The sequence below is a fragment of the Hymenobacter agri genome, assembly GCF_054778495.1.
Map to the genome: position 1 here is coordinate 1 of NZ_BAAGZM010000941.1, position 1,157 is coordinate 1,157.

Consider the following 1,157-nt stretch of genomic DNA (forward strand, 5'->3'; position numbering starts at 1 on the left):
CTCACGCAGGCCCGCCAGTTTCTCAACGCCCAGGCCTCGGCCACGCGCTTCGCCACCTACTTCACGTCCAGTGCCTACACAGCCCCCACCGCGCCGCGGCCGGTGGTCACCAACGCGGCCGCGGCGCCGACCTACCGCCTGTTTTAAGATGGCACTCTTCGACGTGTCCAGCATGGGCTGGGTGATTGCCGGGTGCATGGGCGTGTACACCATCTCCCGCAACTATCTCCAGGATGGCAAGGCCACCCGGGAGAAGAAAGAAAAGGCGTTTTCGGACGCGCTGGCGCGCATTGCTACCTGTGAAACGCGGCTTGACCGGGGCGAGCGGGAGGTCAACGCGCTGGCCGAAATCGTGAAAAAGTACACCGACCTGCACGTGCTGGTGGCCAGTCTTTCGTCGAGCGTCAAATCGCTCGAGTCCGGCCTGCAGGAGGTCAAAACCACTTACCGCGAACTCAACAAGGACATTACTGAATTCATCCGCCAGCACCGGGCTGGCACCTAATCCAACAGCTTATGGAAATTCCCCACTACCTGCGCCGGGCCGCGGCCGGCCTGCTCGCCACCGGCGTCATCTTCGTCGTGCTGCCCCCCATTCTGCGCGTGCTGGACCCCACGGCCGGCAGCTTCGGCATCGAAATCCTCAACGCCCTGGGCCTGGCCGCGCTGCTCTTCAGCGGCGTGCTGCACGGCGGGCTCTTCGTGTACGAGAAGTTCCTGGGCCGCTTTCACAAGTACCAGGGCGAAAGCTTGGAGGGCGAGGGCAAGCTCTACGAGAACCTCAGCGATGAGCTACGCAAGCCACTCTACCAGGACGAGCGCATTTACGCCGACCGCCTGGCAGTGTATGCTGAGCGGCGCAAAGTCAATCAATTCATTTTCCACATGCGATGCACCCGTTTAAACTACTCCTTGTTCTCCTTGGCTTTCTTGCTCTGCCTCGGGGCGTTTATGGTCAACCTGGCGATGACGGCCGTGCCGGCCTCCGCGCCCGCATTGTTGCCGAAGCAGGCAAGCTCGTCGGCATCCGGGAGCGTGGATACAACCGCGGCCAAGAAGTCGACGCCCTCATCCGCGAGGCCGGCGGCGCCCTTGGCGACAAGTGGTGCTCGTGGACGGTCGTCGTCGAGCTGCGCCGCGCCGGACTCCGCGTGCCG

The 1,157-nt window shown here is 63.4% G+C and carries 2 protein-coding genes; both read left to right on the forward strand.

Annotated elements, in window-relative coordinates; genetic code table 11:
• Positions 1 to 148 precede the first annotated feature (148 nt).
• Positions 149 to 505: a hypothetical protein gene (locus ACYVDE_RS23540; RefSeq protein ID WP_460503959.1), complete on the forward strand. Its 357-nt coding sequence runs from the start codon at positions 149 to 151 to the stop codon at positions 503 to 505.
• Between the two features lie 11 nt (positions 506 to 516).
• Positions 517 to 1,157 (forward strand): hypothetical protein (locus ACYVDE_RS23545; RefSeq protein ID WP_460503960.1); only part of this gene is annotated, 641 nt, incomplete at its 3' end.

What these genes read in the sequence shown, in the direction of transcription:
- ACYVDE_RS23540 (WP_460503959.1), top strand. Translation starts at nt 149, where the DNA reads ATGGCACTCTTCGACGTGTCCAGCATGGGCTGGGTGATTGCCGGGTGC.